This is a genomic window from Mesorhizobium sp. M0983 (assembly GCF_040318975.1).
Classification (GTDB): domain Bacteria; phylum Pseudomonadota; class Alphaproteobacteria; order Rhizobiales; family Rhizobiaceae; genus Mesorhizobium.
Genome location: NZ_JAMYNH010000003.1, coordinates 360,528 through 376,765, shown reverse-complemented (window position 1 = coordinate 376,765; position 16,238 = coordinate 360,528). Strand labels below are relative to the sequence as shown.

The following is a 16,238-nucleotide window of genomic DNA, read 5'->3' as shown; positions in this document are numbered from 1 at the left end:
CAACCTGAATATGCCAAGGGAGGAAACCATGCGCATCAGGACCATCGCATTCTCAGTCGCCGGGCTGCTGCTCGCCAGCATTGCCCCATTGACCAATGTCCAGGCACAAAGCGCCAAGACCATTGCGGGCGGCTTCGACGTCGGCCCGGGCGGTTTTCCCAAGAACTTCAACCCGCTGGTCGCGACCGGCGGCTACACCTGGCTCAGCACCTATTTCGAACCGCTGGTCATCTTCAATGCCGGGCTGACCGAGATCGAAGGCGACCTCGCCAAGGACTACAAGATCAGCGACGACCAGCTGAGCTATACGTTCAACCTGGTCAACGAGACCTGGCATGACGGCAAACCGTTCACCTCGAAGGACGTCAAGTTCACCCTCGAGCTTGCCAAGAACAAGGCCTCCGGCAGCCTGTTTGCCGCCCGCCTCGCCAACATCGCCTCGGTCGATGCACCGGATGACCACACCGCAGTGGTGAAGCTATCGAAACCGAACGGCTCGTTTCTATCCATCCTCTCGCAGCTAATGATCCTGCCGGAGCATGCCCTGGCCGCTCTGCCGCCGGAATCACTGGCGACAAGCACCTGGTGGTCGACCGCTCCGGTTGGCACCGGCCCGTTCAAGTTCAAGCGCTACGTGACCGACCAATATGTCGAACTGGCAGCCGATGACGACTATCGCAGCGGCAAGCCGAAGGTAGACGTGCTCATCAACCGCTATTTCGAGTCGCCGGCGGCGGCCGTCGCCGCGCTCCGCGCCGGCGAGATCCAGTTCACCTATGTCGAGCCCGACGATGCGGCATCCTTCAAGAGCGACAGCAATTTCAAGGTGATCGAAGGTGCCTCGTACGTGGTCAACTATATCGGCCTGAACCAGAAGGTCGACCTGTTTAGGGATATCCGTGTCCGCCAGGCGATTATGTATGCGATCGATCGCAACGCCATCATCGACAGCCTCTACGGCGGTGCCGCCAAGCCAGCCAATTGCGGCTATGTCGCGCCGCATCTCGTTCCGGCAGACCTCGAACCCTATGCCTACGATCCGGCAAAGGCCAAGGCGCTGCTGACCGAGGCGGGCTGGGACAAGATCAATGGCGACAAGCCGATCACCTTGCTGACCTATTACGGCTCGCCGCAAGCCGCCAACGTGATGGCCGCTGTCCAGTCGATGCTGGCCGAGGTCGGCATCAATGTGGTGCCGCGCGTCGTCGATACGCCGACCTACAATGGCATCGTCTACAAGCAAGGCACGCCGGACTGGAATGCATTTCCGATGGTTTATGCCGGCCTGCAGAACGGCCCCAACCCGGCCGGCCTCAATCCCGGCCTCAACAAGTCGCAGATTCCGCCGGCAGGCTTCAACACCATGCGCATCGAGTTCGACGACCTGAGCACCGCGTTGGACGCCGCGCTCGGCCAAACCGATCCGGCCAAGCTCGATCAATCCTGGCAGGAGGTCTGCAAGGTCATGAACAAGGAGCTACCCTGGGCGACGTTGTGGGTGGCCAACCGCTATGGCGTGGCCTCCAACAAGCTGCGTGACTTCGTCTGGACGCCGGCGCCGGGCGGCGGTCCTTATGCAGCTCACCCCGAGCGCTGGGACATCCAGTAAGAACTCCGCAACCAAGCGAGCAGGCGGAACCACTTTGGCGCCGCCTGCCACGGCCACGGAAAGCCCATGTTGAGCTTCATCGCCCGCCGCAGCGCCACAGGACTGCTGATGCTGGTCGCGCTCAGCGTCCTCATCTTCATCCTGCTGCGGCTGGCGCCGGGCGATCCGATCGACGCCTATATCAACCCGTCGGTCCCCATGTCGGCTTCCGACCTCGAGGGCCTGCGCGAACGGCTCGGGCTCGATCGGCCGCTTCCCGTGCAATATCTCGCCTGGCTGCGCGCGGCGCTGAGCGGTGACTTCGGCTATTCGATCCAGCGCAGCGGCGTTGCCGTGCTGCCACTGGTCATGGAACGCATCGGCCCGACGGCGCTGCTGATGGGCACGGGCCTGGCGATCGCCATCGTGCTCGGCATTTCCGCCGGCATTTTCAGCGCGGTGCGCCGTAACGAACCGTCCGACATCGCGCTGTCGGTGCTGTCGTTTATTGGTATCTCCAGCCCGGCTTTCCTGACGGCGCTGCTCGGTCTCTATTTCTTCTCAGTGCTGCTGCGCTGGGCGCCGTCCGGCGGCATGCACACGGCCGGCGCGCCGTTCTCGATGACGGATGTGCTAGCGCACCTCATCCTGCCCGCCTGCCTGCTGTCCATCGGCCATGCCGCGCTGATCATGCGCTACATGCGCGCTTCGCTGCTGGAAGTGCTCAACCAGGACTACGTGCGGACGGCGCGCGCCAAGGGCGTGCGCGAGTTCTGGGTGATCATCAAGCACGCCACCCGCAATGCGCTCTTGCCGGTCATTACCCTGATCGGCTCGACCGTCGGCATCGCCGTCGGCGGCGCCATCTTCCTGGAAAGCGTGTTCAACTGGCCGGGCATGGGACTGCTTCTGGTCAACGCCGTCGGCACCCGCGATTACCCGGTGATCATGGGCGCTACCCTGGTGATCGGCGTTTGCGTCATCCTGGTCAACCTCTTGACCGACGTCGTCTATGCCGTCGTCGACCCGCGCATTCAGGTGGCATGATGGCAATCACCGCGCCAGATCCTACAGTTGACCCGACAGCCGTGCCGCAAACCAAAGGCCCGCTTCGCCGCGCGTTCGACCGCTTTTTTGAAAACCGAGCGGCACGCGCCGGGCTTTTGATCGTCATCCCGATCCTGTTGGCGGTTTCGACCTATCCTCTGTGGTGGCCGTTCGGCCCGAACGCCATCGACCTCAGGGCGATGAACAAGGCGCCGTCCGCCATTCATTGGCTGGGCAGCGATGGCGTTGGGCGTGATGTCATGGCACGGTTGCTGCAAGGCGGGCGGATCTCATTGCTGGTTGCCGTCTGCTCGGTCGCCATTTCGACCGTCATCGGCTTCCTGGTCGGCGCCGTCGCCAGCTTTGGCGGGCGTCTCGTCGACGGCACGGTGATGCGCTTCGTCGATCTGGCGATGACGCTGCCGCCGGTGATCTTCCTGCTGGTGCTGGCTTCGATTGCCGGCACCGGCATCGCCCCGACCATATTGGTGATCTCGCTGCTCTCCTGGCCAGTGCTGTCGCGCATGGTGCGCGCCCGGCTGCTCGAACTGCGCGAGCGCGATTTCGTCGTTGCGGCCCGGGGCATGGGCGCGGGGCTGCCGCATCTGCTGTTCCGGCATGGCCTGCCCAACTGCATCGATATCCTGGTCGTCTACGCCACCTTGCAGATCGCCAACGCTATCCTGCTCGAGGCCGGCCTGTCCTTTCTCGGCCTTGGCATCGCACCGCCAGAAGCCAGCTGGGGCAACATGCTCAATCTCGCCCGCTCCACCGTCGTGCTGGAAAATTACCCGTGGCAATGGATGTTCCCGGGCGCCGCACTGGTGCTCACCGTCCTCGCCATCAATTTCATCGGCGACGGCTTGCGCGATGCATTCGATCCTCGCTCCGATCTCAACTGACCTCAAAGGTTCATCAAAATGCCCCTGTTTACCGGCGTCGTGCCGCCTGTCGTCACCCCGCTCAATGCCGATTTCAGCATCGACTTCCCGTCGTTCACCCGCACCATCGAGAACCTGCTCGACGGCGGTGTCCACGGGCTGTTCGTGCTCGGCTCGACCAGCGAGGTGGTCTTCCACGACGAGGCAGGCCGCAGGGCCATCCTCGAGCATGCAGTCAAGGTCAATAACGGCCGGGTTCCGATCTTCGCTGGGGTCATCGACCCGACGACCGATCGTGTCATCAACCACGCACGCATCGCCAGATCGGCCGGCGTCGACGCTATTGTTGTCACCGCGCCGTTTTATACCCGCACCAGCCAGCCGGAGATCGGCGACCACTTCCGCTATATCAAGGATGCGATCGACATTCCCGTCATCGCCTACGACATCCCGGTCTGCGTTCACGTCAAGCTGGAGCGCAAGACCACGGTCGGCCTCGCCAGGGAAGGCGCCATCGCGGGCATCAAGGATTCCAGCGGCGATGACGGCAATCTGCGTTACGTGCTCAAGGATATGGCCGACGATCCGGGTTTCTTCGGCATGACCGGCTCCGAGATCCTGGTCGACAGTGTGCTGGCCATGGGCGCGCATGGCGTCGTGCCGGGCCTCGCCAATGTCGACCCGCATGGTTACGTCAGGCTGTGGAAGCTGACGCAGGCCGGCCAGCATGCCGAAGCACGGCTAGAGCAGGAGCGATTGTTGAAACTGTTCGAGATCGTCTGGATCTCGCTCGGCAGGACAAGCGCCGGCTCGGCCGGCGTCGGCGCCTTCAAGGCAGCGATGAAGAGCCTCGGCATCATCGCCTCGAACACCATGGCGCGGCCGCAACGCAGTCTGAACGGGGAGGAAACCGCAAAGATCGACATGATCCTTCGCGACGTGGGGCTGCTCCGCTGAGTGTCGCGCCGATACTCTCGATTTCCGGCCTGCGCGCGGTGTTCCGCATTGCGGGGCGCGACATCGCGGCGGTAACGGATGTCGACCTGACGATCGGCTCCGGCGAGACGGTGGCGCTCGTCGGCGAATCCGGATCCGGCAAATCCGTCACCAGCCTGTCGATCATCGGCCTGTTGCCGAAAAGGGTCGGGCATATCGCTGAGGGGTCGATCGCGCTGCGGCGCAAGAACGGCACGGTCACCGAGCTGACCAGCCTCGATGCCGAGTCGCTGCGCAAGATACGCGGCAACGAGATCGGCATGGTGTTCCAGGAGCCGATGGCCAGCCTCAACCCGGTCTACACGATCGGCGAGCAGATTGCCGAGCCGATCCGCATCCATCTCGGCAAATCGCATCGCGAGGCAGAAGCAGACGCGGTGCGGCTGCTGGAGCAGGTCGGCATTCCCGATCCGAAGCGGCGGGCGCGACAGTATCCGCACGAGCTGTCGGGCGGGATGCGCCAGCGCGCCACTATCGCCATGGCCCTGTCCTGCGATCCAGGCTTGCTGATCGCCGATGAGCCGACAACCGCGCTGGACGTCACAATCCAGGCCCAGATTCTCGATCTTTTGGCCGAGCTGCAGGCGCAGCGCGGCATGGGCATCCTGTTCGTCACTCACAATCTCGGCGTCGTAGCCGAAATTGCCGACCGGGTAGCGGTGATGTATGCCGGGCGTATCGTCGAAACAGGTCCGGTGAGCGAAGTGTTCACCCGCCCGCGTCATCCCTATACGGCGGGGTTGATGCGCTCGGTGCCGAGGCTCGGCGAGGCCACGGCGCTGAAGATAGCGGGGACGCCGCTGCCGACCATTGCCGGAAATGTTCCGTCGCTCGCCTTGCTGCCCAAGGGCTGTTCCTTCGCGCCGCGCTGCCCGATGGCTATCACTGCCTGCCGCGCCGCGGTGCCGCCATTGTTTGCGGCGACGCCGACCCAGCAAAGCCGCTGCCTGCGCTGGGAGGAGCTCTGATGGAGGGCGCCCCGTTCCTATCGGTCAAAAACCTGACCAAGCATTTTGCGCCGACCGCGTTTTCGCGCGGCCCCATCGTCAGGGCACTGGAGGATATTTCGTTCGAGGTCAGGCGTGGTCAGGTGGTCGGGCTGGTCGGCGAATCCGGCTCCGGCAAGACCACGATCGGCCGCTCGGTGCTGCGTCTGATCGAGCCGACATCCGGCCAGATCAGCTATGGCGGCACCGACATCACCAGGCTGGGTGCCGCCCAGTTGCGCCGCCAGCGCCGCAAGATGCAGTATATTTTCCAGGATCCCTTCGCCAGCCTGTCGCCGCGCATGACGATCGGGCAGATCCTCACCGAAGGCTTGGACATTCAAGGCATTGGCAGGAAATCCGAGCGGCGGGCGAAGGCCGAGAAGGCACTTGCCGCGGTCGAGTTGCCGGTCGACGCCTATGATCGCTACGCCCATGAATTCTCGGGCGGCCAGCGCCAGCGCATCGGCATCGCCCGGGCGCTGACGCTCGAGCCGGAATTCATTGTCGCCGACGAGCCGGTCTCGGCGCTCGACGTCTCGATCCAGGCCCAAATCATCAATTTGTTGCGCGACCTGCAGCTCCGGCTTGGGCTGACCATGCTGTTCATTTCGCACGATCTGGCCGTGGTCGAGTACATCTGCGACACGGTCATCGTGCTCTATCTCGGGCGCATCATGGAGGTTGCGCCGGCGGCCGAGCTCTATGCCCGGCCGCAGCATCCCTATACGCGCGCGCTGCTGTCGGCCATTCCGTCGCTCGATCCGTTGGCCAGGCAAGACCGGCAGGTGCTCAAGGGCGATATTCCCAGCCCGGCAAACCCGCCGTCGGGCTGTGTTTTCCGGACCCGTTGCCCGTTTGCGCTGGAGGCTTGCGCCGGGGCTATGCCGCCGCTGAGGGCGACAGCCGAGGGTCATCTGAAGGCCTGCATCCGCGACGACATCGCTTAGGTTTTTTGCCCTCGGCCTACGGGAGAACTTGGGCGAGATGGACAAGGTCGTCGGCCACAAAGTCCCAGCTCTCACGAGGCGAGAGATCGGTCGTCTGCGCCGGACCATGCTCTTTCGGCCGAGCAACAAAAGCGGTTCCGATACCGCACCTTCGTGCCGCAGCCAGGTCGTCGTTATGCGCGGCGACTAACACGGCCTCCGAAGGTCGCACCCCCAGGATCTCCACTGCGCGGAGATAAGCCTGTGGCGCAGGCTTGTAGGTGCCGAACACATCCGAGCCAAGGACGGTGTCCCAAGGCAGGCCGGCGCGCTTGGCCATGTCCAGCAACAGCCGGGTATTGCCCCCCGACAAGGGCGCGATGATGAAGCGTTCCTTCAGCCTCGCAAGGCCTTTCAGCGAATCGGGCCACGGCTCCAGCCGGTGCCAGGCGAGATTGAGTTCTTCAAGTTCGGTGGCCGGCAGCGCGGATGGGGTTAGCCCGAACTGGACGAAGGCGGCGTCCAGATTCTCCTTGTTGATCACGTCGAGTGAAACGAAAGGCCGGTGCCCCGTCCGCACCGCCTCGGTCGAGGCGTCATAGCGCAACGCCCATGCATCCGCGAATTCACCGGGATCGACCTGCTGTGCACCGTTTCGCGCGAGGAAGGCGCCAGCCTCCCTTGCAATACCGTTGCGCCAGTCAACGACGGTTCCCAGAACGTCGAAGAATAGAACTCGAGTAGCGGTCATATTGAGCTTTCCGGTCGGGTTGCGGTGGGTGTCCTGCCGCATCGGTCGCGATAGGACGGATCGGCCTCGTCGAGCTGCTGATCAGATAATCGAAATGTTTAAAAGCCTGATCGCGAAGGGCGGTTCCCCCGACCTCATTGAAACGTCGTCGACGCCAACCCATATGCAATCCGCGTCGGATGTTTCCTCCCATTCGTCCGGCGCGTTCCCCTCTGAAGGTTTTCGACCTTCACATCTGGCCGGGCTTCGCAGCCCGGCCTTTTTTCTGCGGGGTAGGTGAGCGAGCCGAGATCATGGCGCAGGCGAGCCCAGCGTATCGATGCGTTTGGTCAGCGCCGCGGGATCGCCAAGCACGCGCAGCGTCTTCAGCCGAGCTGTGCCGCCGGCGGCGATCGAGACGCCCGATGCCGGCACGCCAAGCGCTTTGCCGACCAGCTTTTCCAGCGCTCGATTGGCGGCTCCGTTTTCCGGCACGGCGCGGACGCGGGCTTTTAAATAGCTTCGCCCATCCGCCGATGTTTCGATCCCCTCCAGCCTGTCCATCGCCGCTTTCGGCGTTAGCCGAACGAAAAGGTCGATGCCGTCGGCGCGAGGTCGAAAGAAACGGTTCGTCCCGTGACTCACATCGATCCGATACCGAACATCGGCTGAACCGTCGTGTCTAGGAACACGCTGATAAATGTCAGCGCCAGCAACAGGATGATCGGCGAGATATCGATGCCGCCAAGGTCCGGGAGGACGCGGCGGATCGGCCGCAATGCCGGCTCGGTCAGTCGATAGAGCATGTTGCCGATCGAGTCGACAAGCTGGTTACGCGAATTGACGACGTTGAAGGCGTAAAGCCAAGAGAAGATAGCCGCGCCAATCACAATATACCAATAGATATTAATCGCGGCATGCAGCGTGTAAAAGACTGCGATCATCGGTTGCTCCTTGCGAACGCCCGACATGTAGCCACTGCAGGGGAAAGCGGCAAGAGCCGCCTCTGCCGCATGGCGAAGCCGGACCAGCGGCAGGCGAGAATTCGGCGACACGCACAGCCTTGACAGGAAACCTCAGCGGCCGATAAAAGCCCCATCCGCTGGACGGGGCTGTAGCTCAGCTGGGAGAGCGCGTCGTTCGCAATGACGAGGTCAGGAGTTCGATCCTCCTCAGCTCCACCAGTGGATTTTTCGAATCCCCTTGCCTGGTTGCATGCCGAAGACACGCGGCCTTGGCCGCTGTTCCGCTTGCGCAAGCTTACTCGGGCAGGGGCGATTTCGCGACGTCGCCCGCTCGCGACTTGCAGCCATCGACCGGCGTTTACGAACGCGTTAGGCATCGGTCGGCGAGGACCAGCCTCTCAGGTCGCTCGTCCGGCAGTCCAGAGGGCGTTGCCTCCTTCTCCAACCTTTCGAGCGACCCCCTAACCTTGCTGCGCCGAGCGTCGCTTCGGCACCATGACCACCTCGAAAAACGCCCCGTAAGCCATCCGTAAGCCACGTTATCGGAACCTCACCCCGTCGATAAAAGTCGATTGCCGCAGGCCCTTCGCCTGTGTCCATCGATCAGGCGGCGGGGGTTTGAAATGGCGGCTACTTCAGCACTTCGAGACAAAATCCGCGACGCCGGACCGAGCGCGCAGAGCGGTTCCAAAGGTTCTCAGCGCGGCCGGCACACAGCACCACCGGCAGCCTGCAAGCGCAGTTCCAGCGCGTCTTCAGGGCGTGCCGGCCGAAGCCCGCCAGGCTCTCGCAAACAGCTTGAATCGGCACATGCCTGCAATCGGCTCTAGGGGGAAGAGCCGATGTCGAAGCTTCACGCCAACCTGCTTCTCCTGCTTGCCGCCGCTTTGTGGGGTTTCGGCAATGTCTCGCAGAAGACTGTGCTCGGATATCTCGACCCGCTGAGCGCGGCCGGCATGCGCTGCCTGATCGCCGGACTTCTGGTGCTGCCGCTGATGATTGGAGAAAGCCGGGTAGCGAAGACCAAAGGTTTTCGCGCCAGCTTGGCAAGGGTCGGCGCGCTATTCGCCATTTCGATCGTTCTGCAGCAGATTGCCTATCTCGGCACCTCGGTCACCAATGCCAGCTTCCTGATCAGCACCGCGACCGTGATGACGCCGGTTGCAGCGTGGGTTCTGGTCGGGGAGCGGCTGACCGCGACGGTCGGGTTTGCCGCCGGCATGACCCTGATCGGCGCGCTGCTATTGTCTGGCGGCATCGCCGGCTTCAATGGCAGCGACACGACGGTGGTGCTCTCGGCCGCATGCTATGCATTGTGGACGGTCGAGCTCGGCCGCCACATGCAAACCCATGGGCGCCCGTTTGCCACCATGGCGGCGCAGTTCCTCGGCACTGCGGCGGTCACCCTGCCGCTAGCCCTCTCGCATGGCAATTTGTCGGTCGCGACGGCACTCGATGCCTGGCCGCAACTGCTTGTGCTCGGCGTGTTCTCGACTGCCGCCGGCTTCGGCATCCAGACCGTTGCCCAGCGCTTTACCTCTGCCAGTCACGCAGCGGTGATCGTCAGCGCCGAAAGCCTGTTCGGCGCGACTGGCGCCGCCCTTTTTCTCGGTGAGCGGATCTCGCCCATGGGGGCTCTCGGCGCGATGATGATGCTCGGCACCATCCTCTATCTCGTCACCTCGCCCGGACCGGCGAATCCGGCCGATCCCGTCATATCATCGCTGGAGGGAGCTCCATGAGCTTTGCCGACGCGAGCGGATTCCAGGCTGGGCTTGCGCTCGGCATGGCCTCGATGGCCTCGATAGGGCCGAACAACCTGATGATGATCAGGGAAGGCTTGCTGCGCGGGCGGGTGATGTTCGTGGCGAGCCTGGTGTGGGCGACCTATGTCGCCCTGATCGCCATCTCCTATATGCTCGGCAGCTCGATCGCCGGCCTCGATCCCTCACTCGGAACGGCGCTCTCCTGGCTTGGCCTGGCGGCGGTCTCCTGGTTTGCGGTGAAATCCTTTCGTGCAGCATTGGCCGTCGGCGAGGCCGAGGACCGCTCCGGCAAGGCCGAGACCAGCCGCTCCTGCGTAGCCCGCGTCATGGGCGTGGTCGGGATGAACCCGCTGACCTACGTCGAGCGGCTGTTCGTGCCGGCGGCGTTCGGCCAGTCTTTCGCTGCGAGTGGTACGCAGCTCGAATTCATGGTGACGCTGATCCTGATGTCGGCGCTCGGCTGTTACGGCTATGCGCTCGGCGGCGGCCGCGTGGCGCCGCTGCTGCGCAGCCGTGCCAGCCTGCGCATCTTCGATCTCGTCTCCGGGCTCATCCTGTCCACCGTCGCATTGGTCATGGCCGTGGGGCTCGTCTCGCCATGACCGCCCGTAGCAAACGCCCGCTCATCGTGCCGTCAAATGCCACCGCAGCTGAAAAGGAGGATCCAATGCAATTCGACAACGACCGTGCGCCGTTCGGCCGGCATTTCGCGCTTTCAATCTGGAACGACGCGCCGGCCAGCTGGCGTGATGCCTCCGGGCTGGTCGATCGCCTCTCCTTCGAGCCGTCGATTATCGACTTAAAACCGAAATCTGCCGGCCCCAGTCGGACCGCCCGGGCGGTGTCGCGATTTGCGGCTGCCATCCGGGCGCGCATTTCCGGTCCGGGCGGCTACTACAATCTTGGCAACGCGCTGGGGCTGGCAATGGGCGTGGCGATGCAGCTCGCCACCGGCCCTGAATGGGGTGCCGGCACCCTGTTCGACTATTTTGCCGGCAGCGGCAGCGCCGTGGCGTTGACTCTGGCGACGTCGATCTTCTTCTGCAGCGGCGAATTCTATCACCGCGCCTGGGCTGGCCGCGATGTCCCCGATCCGGCGCTTAACCGGCGCGCCGATCTCCTGTCGGGGCTCGGCGCGATCGGGCTCGGCGTAGCGCTGTTCCTGCTCGGCCAACCGGTGCTGGCTGCGACTGCCGGACTGCTGCATGCGTTGGGAAAATTCGGCAGCGCCGTGTCCGGCAAGATTGTGCCCGGTTGGCCGGCCAGGTGGCCCGATCCGTTCCGCAGCGCAGTGTTGGCCAGCCGCCTGCCTGCGGCATTGGCGGCAGCCCTTTCGGCCGGCTCCGCCGTGCCTGAAGTGTGGTCGGGGGCCTCACCCGCCCTTGTCACCGCGCCGCTGACATTGCTCGCCTGCTACGCGCTGTGGGCGAGGGCCGACCTTCTGCTGTTTGCCGACGCCGGCGAAAGCCCACCAACCCGTTCCGCCGCGGCGGGGCAGGGCGACTAGAGCCGCGCCCGCAGGACCATCGTTCAACTGAAGCCAAATGGAGACAGAGCCATGTTCGGAATTTTCAATGACGACGATGCGCCTTCCCTGGAGGGGCTGCTCTATCCGACGCAGACCCGTATCGGCACCGTCTGCGTGTTCGGCGGCGCCCGCGCCGGCAACGACCGGCGCCTCGCGCAAGCGGCCGCGGCGCTGGGCCGCGAAATCGGCAGTGCCGGCATCCGCCTCGTCTATGGCGGCGGCGGTGAAGGGTTGATGGGCGCCGTGGCTTCCGCGGCGGCAGACGCCGGCGGCGAGGTGATCGCGATTGCGCCGCACTTCCTTCTGGAGCGGATGCGGATGCCGCGCGGCGTCGCCCAAATCATAGCGGTTCCGGACATGCACATGCGCAAGCGGCTGATGTTCGACTATGCGGATGCATTTGTAGCGCTGCCGGGCGGAATCGGCACCATCGAGGAACTGGCCGAAGTGATGACCTGGCGCAAGCTCGACCGGCACGACAAGCCGATCCTGGTCGCCGACTTCTTCGGTTTCTGGTCGCCCTGGCTCGACCTGCTCGATCATCTCGAGGAGGCGGGGTTTCTCAGCGGCCACGTGTCGACGGCATGTCTTGTTGCCGACGTGCCGGCGGCAATCCTGCCGATGCTGCAGCGCGGCGTCTGCTTCACGCAAACGCAGCAAGGCGCGAGTACCGTCGGGCGCACCGCTCAATCTCTGGCACCCGTGGCGACACCATGACCGGAGCTGTCGATATGAAGGACCGCTTCGAAGCCATAGCGAACCCAAGCTGCCGGTTCGATATCTGGGACAATGAGAGCGGCGAGCCCGTGGTCCATCGCGGCCGATTGCTCTCCTTTGCCACGACCAAGACGGCGGAGCGGATCGCCGGCTTCCTCAACGAGACAGCCGCGGCCGGTGAGGCCGAGCCGGCCCGAGAAGGGCCGGGCAAGGCTTAGACCAGTCCGCGCTTGGCCATCATTGCTTCCGGTGAAGGCATCTTGCCGCGGAAGGCGGTGTAGAGTTCTTCGGGGTCCTTCGAGCCGCCGGCGGCGTAGATGTTCTTGCGCAGCCGCTCGGCCAGCGCCGGGTTGAACGGATCGCCTGCTTCCTCGAAGGCGGCGAAGGCGTCGGCGTCGAGCACTTCCGACCACATGTAGGAATAATAGCCGGCCGAATAGCCATCGCCGGCAAAGATATGGCCGAAATGCGGAGTGCGGTGACGCATCGCGATGGTGTCCGGCATATTGAGCCTTTCGAGCGTTTCGGCTTCGAAACGAAGCGGCTCTTGCGGCGCCTCCGGGCGCGCATGGTAGGCCATGTCGACCAAGGCCGAGGCGGTGAACTCGACCGTGGCGAAGCCGGCGCCGAAGGTGCGCGCCGCCAGCATCTTGTCGACCAGCGCCTTTGGCATCGGCTTGCCGGTCTTGACATGCAGCGCATGTTTTTCCAGCACCGCCGGTACCGTCAGCCAGTGTTCGTAGAGCTGCGAGGGCAGCTCGACGAAATCGCGGCTGACCGAGGTGCCAGCGACCGATGGCCAGGTGACGTCGGTCAGCATACCGTGCAGGGCATGACCGAATTCGTGGAACAGCGTCTTGGCTTCATCGACCGACAGCAAGGCGGCCTCGCCGGCCGGCGGCTTGGCGAAATTCATGATATTGTAGATGACCGGCTTCGAGCCAGGACCAAGCTTATAGCCGGATTTGAGTGCACTCATCCAAGCGCCGGAGCGTTTCGAGGGTCGCGCGAAATAATCGGCGAGGAAAAGGCCGCGCTCGCTGCCGTCGGCATTCTTCACGACGAAAACACGTGCGTCCGGATGCCAGGTGGCAATGCCCTTCTTTTCCTCGAAAGAAATGCCGAACAATCGTGTCGCCACGTCGAAACAGGCGTCGATGATGCGGTCGAGCTGCAGATACGGCTTCAGTTCGGCCTCGTCGAAAGCGAATTTCTCGGCGCGCAGCTTCTCCTGATAGAAGCGCCAGTCCCAGGCGGCGAATTTTTCATTGCTGCCGGCCTCGGCCGCCAGCCGCTGCAATTCGGCCTGGTCGGCGGCGGCCTTCTCCAATGCCTTTTTCCAAACCGGGTCGAGCAGCGTATGCACCGCCTCCGGCGTCTTGGCCATTGTGTCGTCGAGCTTCAACGCGGCATATGATTCGTAGCCGAGCAGCTTCGCCTTTTCGGCGCGCAGGCGCAGCATGTCGCGCACTACGTCCGTGTTGTCGGTGGCGCCGCCATTCTGGCCACGCATGATGAAGGCGCGGAACGCCGTCTCGCGCAGGTCTCGGCGTTCTGAGAAGGTCGAGAACGGCTCGTAGATCGAACGCGACAAGGTGACGGCGTAGCGGCCCTTCTGGCCGCGCATCTCGGCGGCTTCCGCCATCGAGCTTTTCAGGAATTCCGGCAGGCCGGCAAGGTCAGCCTCGTCGAGGAACAGCGCCCAGTCGCGCTCGTCGGCAAGCAGGTTCTGGCCGAAATTGGTGCCGAGCGACGACAATTCCTCGTTGATCGACGCCAGCCGCTTCTTGCCTTCGGCGTCGAGCTTGGCACCGGAGCGGACGAAGTTTTTCCAGGTCTTTTCCAGTACGCGCAGCGTTTCGGCATCGAGCTTCAGAGTCTCGCGGCGTTGATAGAGATCGTCGATGCGGGCAAAGAGGCGCTCGTTCATCGAGATCGCCGAGAAATGCCGCGACATCTTCGGCGAAATGTCGCGCTCCAGCGCCTGGATTGCCTCGTTGGTGTGGGCGCCAGCGCGGCACCAGAAGATCGACGAGACATGGTCGAGAGCCTCGCCGGCGAGTTCGAGCGCGGCAAGTGTATTGTCGATGGTCGGCGTCCCGGTGTTGCCGGCAATCGCCTCGATGTCGGCCTCATGCGTCTTCAGGGCGGCGTCGAACACCGGAGAAAAATCACCGTCGCCAATGCGCGTGAAATCGGGCAGGCCGAGCGGCCCTTGCCATTCAGTCAGCGGATGGGCGGCGAGGTCGACGGCGGACGGCATGGGCAAACTTTCTCTGGATGGCGGGAGGAGGCGGATCGTCACCGATGTAGGACGCCGGCCGGCTCCACGCAACAGCGCCTGGTAGCGCTGAAGCGTGCCCACATGGTGCCGTGAGTATCGTTCGAGCCGAATTTTATGCCCACCAAGATATTATCTTGTAACCTGCATTTTCCTTCGACTGAGGCTTCCACTCGTATCCTGACACCCGATCCAAAGGAACCTTAATGAGAGTAGAATTCTATGGTCTCACCTTCGACCTGCCTGCTGGATGGGTAGACATAGCCAGCGATCTTCCTGAGGGATCGCCACCTACCTTAGCCAAAGAAACGGACGGCTGCGGCGCGATTCAATTCTCTATTGCGAAGTATCGTAGCGGAGAAAAGCCAAACGTAGACTTTAACGTTCTGAGAACATTTATGATTCAGTTTTGTCACAATAATTCCATAGATGTATGACATATCACAAACATCGAGTCTGACGGTATAATCTCTGTTGGCGTATTGTCAGAGACCGGGGATCAATTGACATCTGCCTGGTATTTGTCGAATGGGAATGATGTTGTATTCATGACATACGTCGGGATGGCTAATGATACGGATTGTCTGAAAGAATTGGGCGTTGCCAAAGCAATCGTGTCGTCTATATCGTTTTAGGGACTTCGATATCGGGTGGAATTACGGGAATTACGACAACAGTGCACTTTTAGACGTGATAACGCGGGCAATTCCAGCGACCGTCACCAAAAAGTCGCGGGCGAAAAAAGCCCGTCAGTAGCCGTCGCAGTTTTCGGCGATCGCGGCTTGCGAGCTAGCGGTGATCTGGTCGTTGGCGACCGCAAAGGTCTCCTGCATCAGCATGTCGTTGCTGGGAAAATCATAGCAGGCGATCACAGTGGTGACGCCGCCCTCGGATTTCTCGATCCGGTGGCGGATTTCGGCCCCGGCGACGGCACCTTGCCACTCGGCGATCGAGGCGATGAATTCCTGCTTGCTTTGCACGACGCCGAGGTCGTCGAGCTTGATGCGGACGTTGTCGGCAAGCAGGTCCGACAATTCGGTGCGGTCGGCGACGAGCAGTGCCGAATACCAGCGGTCGATGATCGCGCTGTCGTCGGCGCGGGCGAAATCTGCCGAGCACAGCAGTGCTGCCGCCGCGAACGCGACCGGAATTCGCACCATGCCTTGTCTCCTACTCCGTCTCCGGCCGCTCGAAATCGCCGGTCTCCTTGTTCATCACCCAAAGCTCACCGGTCGAAATATCGAACCAGGCGCCGTGCAGCGATAGCCGCCCCTTGCCTTCGAGGATCGAGACGCAAGGGAAGGTACGCAGATTGGCGATGGAATATCGGATCGATATGCGCTCCAGCGCGGTCTGGCGCTCGGTCGCGGTCATGAAGGTGCTGGACGATACGGTCTCGGCCGCCGGCGCGATCAGGCTCATCCATTTGCCGATGAAATCACCCGGCGACAACGGCGCGGCCGTGGTGTCGAGTGCCGCGCGGATGCCGCCGCAGCGGCCGTGGCCCATCACCACGATGTTCTTGACCTTGAGGCTCTGCACGGCAAATTCGAGCGCTGCCGATGTCGAGTGGAACTGATCGTCGGGCGCATAGGGCGGCACCAGATTGCCGACATTGCGCAGCACGAACAACTCGCCCGGCCCGGCATCGAAGATCGCTTCGGGCGCAGCGCGGGAATCGCAGCAGGCGACGATCATAGTTTCCGGTGCCTGGCCTTCCCGGGCCAGTGCGCGATAACGCCCGCTTTCGGTGAGATAGCGGCCACTCATGAAATTGCGGTAGCCGGTGAGAAGATGCTCGGGAAGGTGGGGCATGGGCAGCGG

General features: G+C 63.1%; 17 protein-coding genes and 1 tRNA gene. 12 read left to right on the top strand and 6 right to left on the bottom strand.

What is annotated here, in order from left to right:
- Window positions 1-28 precede the first annotated feature (28 nt).
- The 6 genes from NKH71_RS08345 to NKH71_RS08320 all read left to right on the top strand — a co-directional run bounded on the left by NKH71_RS08345 (window position 29) and on the right by NKH71_RS08320 (window position 6,448).
- Window positions 29-1,609: an ABC transporter substrate-binding protein gene (locus NKH71_RS08345; RefSeq protein ID WP_352494093.1), complete on the top strand. Its 1,581-nt coding sequence runs from the start codon at window positions 29-31 to the stop codon at window positions 1,607-1,609.
- A 66-nt stretch (window positions 1,610-1,675) separates the two neighbouring features.
- A complete protein-coding gene (locus NKH71_RS08340; RefSeq protein ID WP_352494094.1) occupies window positions 1,676-2,635 on the top strand; it encodes an ABC transporter permease in 960 nt (319 codons plus the stop codon).
- A complete protein-coding gene (locus NKH71_RS08335; RefSeq protein ID WP_502900343.1) occupies window positions 2,632-3,537 on the top strand; it encodes an ABC transporter permease in 906 nt (301 codons plus the stop codon). The genes NKH71_RS08340 and NKH71_RS08335 overlap by 4 nt, the downstream gene beginning before the upstream one ends.
- An 18-nt stretch (window positions 3,538-3,555) precedes the next feature.
- On the top strand, window positions 3,556-4,473 hold the full coding sequence (locus NKH71_RS08330) for a dihydrodipicolinate synthase family protein (protein ID WP_352788032.1): 918 nt from the start codon (window positions 3,556-3,558) through the stop codon (window positions 4,471-4,473).
- A complete protein-coding gene (locus tag NKH71_RS08325; RefSeq protein ID WP_352481116.1) occupies window positions 4,470-5,480 on the top strand; it encodes an ABC transporter ATP-binding protein in 1,011 nt (336 codons plus the stop codon). Before NKH71_RS08330 ends, NKH71_RS08325 begins: the two co-directional genes overlap by 4 nt.
- The gene (locus NKH71_RS08320; RefSeq protein ID WP_352788029.1) at window positions 5,480-6,448 is read left to right on the top strand and encodes an ABC transporter ATP-binding protein; all 969 of its coding nucleotides are present in this window, start codon (window positions 5,480-5,482) and stop codon (window positions 6,446-6,448) included. Before NKH71_RS08325 ends, NKH71_RS08320 begins: the two co-directional genes overlap by 1 nt.
- Window positions 6,449-6,464: 16 nt before the next feature.
- Here NKH71_RS08320 and NKH71_RS08315 read toward each other — a convergent pair whose 3' ends face one another.
- The 3 genes from NKH71_RS08315 to NKH71_RS08305 all read right to left on the bottom strand — a co-directional run bounded on the left by NKH71_RS08315 (window position 6,465) and on the right by NKH71_RS08305 (window position 8,101).
- Window positions 6,465-7,220, bottom strand: coding sequence for a haloacid dehalogenase type II (locus tag NKH71_RS08315; RefSeq protein ID WP_352788026.1), 756 nt, complete (start codon window positions 7,218-7,220; stop codon window positions 6,465-6,467).
- Between the two features lie 249 nt (window positions 7,221-7,469).
- Window positions 7,470-7,802, bottom strand: a complete 333-nt coding sequence (locus NKH71_RS08310) for a DUF167 family protein (protein ID WP_352788025.1) — start codon at window positions 7,800-7,802, stop codon at window positions 7,470-7,472.
- Window positions 7,799-8,101, bottom strand: a complete 303-nt coding sequence (locus NKH71_RS08305) for a YggT family protein (RefSeq protein WP_292657287.1) — start codon at window positions 8,099-8,101, stop codon at window positions 7,799-7,801. The genes NKH71_RS08310 and NKH71_RS08305 overlap by 4 nt, the downstream gene beginning before the upstream one ends.
- 164 nt (window positions 8,102-8,265) lie before the next feature.
- Between NKH71_RS08305 and NKH71_RS08300 the strand changes: the two genes are divergently transcribed.
- The 6 genes from NKH71_RS08300 to NKH71_RS08275 all read left to right on the top strand — a co-directional run bounded on the left by NKH71_RS08300 (window position 8,266) and on the right by NKH71_RS08275 (window position 12,351).
- Window positions 8,266-8,341: transfer RNA gene (locus NKH71_RS08300), tRNA-Ala, on the top strand.
- Between the two features lie 623 nt (window positions 8,342-8,964).
- Window positions 8,965-9,864, top strand: a complete 900-nt coding sequence (locus tag NKH71_RS08295) for a DMT family transporter (RefSeq protein ID WP_023721331.1) — start codon at window positions 8,965-8,967, stop codon at window positions 9,862-9,864.
- Complete coding sequence (locus tag NKH71_RS08290) at window positions 9,861-10,490, top strand: LysE/ArgO family amino acid transporter (RefSeq protein ID WP_352788024.1); 630 nt, start codon at window positions 9,861-9,863, stop codon at window positions 10,488-10,490. Before NKH71_RS08295 ends, NKH71_RS08290 begins: the two co-directional genes overlap by 4 nt.
- Before the next feature lie 65 nt (window positions 10,491-10,555).
- Window positions 10,556-11,395 carry a hypothetical protein gene (locus NKH71_RS08285; RefSeq protein ID WP_352788023.1) on the top strand — a complete coding sequence of 280 codons (840 nt, stop codon included), beginning with the start codon at window positions 10,556-10,558 and terminating at the stop codon, window positions 11,393-11,395.
- A gap of 51 nt (window positions 11,396-11,446) precedes the next feature.
- A complete protein-coding gene (locus tag NKH71_RS08280; RefSeq protein ID WP_352494101.1) occupies window positions 11,447-12,133 on the top strand; it encodes an LOG family protein in 687 nt (228 codons plus the stop codon).
- Entirely contained in the window at window positions 12,130-12,351 is a 222-nt protein-coding gene (locus NKH71_RS08275; protein WP_023721327.1) for a hypothetical protein, read from the top strand. The genes NKH71_RS08280 and NKH71_RS08275 overlap by 4 nt, the downstream gene beginning before the upstream one ends.
- Here the strand turns inward: NKH71_RS08275 and NKH71_RS08270 are convergent.
- The 3 genes from NKH71_RS08270 to NKH71_RS08260 all read right to left on the bottom strand — a co-directional run bounded on the left by NKH71_RS08270 (window position 12,348) and on the right by NKH71_RS08260 (window position 16,229).
- Window positions 12,348-14,402 carry a M3 family metallopeptidase gene (locus tag NKH71_RS08270; RefSeq protein WP_352788022.1) on the bottom strand — a complete coding sequence of 685 codons (2,055 nt, stop codon included), beginning with the start codon at window positions 14,400-14,402 and terminating at the stop codon, window positions 12,348-12,350. The genes NKH71_RS08275 and NKH71_RS08270 overlap by 4 nt on opposite strands.
- A 761-nt stretch (window positions 14,403-15,163) precedes the next feature.
- The gene (locus NKH71_RS08265) at window positions 15,164-15,574 is read right to left on the bottom strand and encodes a nuclear transport factor 2 family protein (RefSeq protein ID WP_352788019.1); all 411 of its coding nucleotides are present in this window, start codon (window positions 15,572-15,574) and stop codon (window positions 15,164-15,166) included.
- Between the two features lie 10 nt (window positions 15,575-15,584).
- Window positions 15,585-16,229: a carbonic anhydrase gene (locus NKH71_RS08260; RefSeq protein ID WP_023721324.1), complete on the bottom strand. Its 645-nt coding sequence runs from the start codon at window positions 16,227-16,229 to the stop codon at window positions 15,585-15,587.
- Window positions 16,230-16,238 lie beyond the last annotated feature (9 nt).